Below are 244 nucleotides of genomic sequence, written 5' to 3'. Positions count from 1 at the left end.
AATCATGACCGCTAGTTGTCCGTTGTGTGATCGCAAGTCGCTGCTGTTTTATCCTGTACGGTACGCAGTTGCATGCCCGCGTGGCGCGGCCAAGGCACCGGGATTGTCCGGTAATTTCAAGATCGATAGTCGCGCGCCACAATCGGTTGCGACAGCCAAATACACGTTGCGGGCGTTGCGACCGGGCTATCTGTACACCTATGACGAAAGGCGCCGCCGACTTCGCGCCTACACGGTGCTTGAA

General features: G+C 57.4%; 1 protein-coding gene. It reads left to right on the top strand.

What is annotated here, in order from left to right; all coding sequences use genetic code 11:
* Window positions 1-4 precede the first annotated feature (4 nt).
* A partial coding sequence (locus tag ACPYOJ_RS36330) for a toxin VasX (RefSeq protein ID WP_481420533.1) occupies window positions 5-244 on the top strand: 240 nt, incomplete at its 3' end.

The organism is Rhizobium sp. SVR5-9E (assembly GCF_056755095.1).
This window is presented reverse-complemented; position numbering and strand designations above follow the sequence as displayed.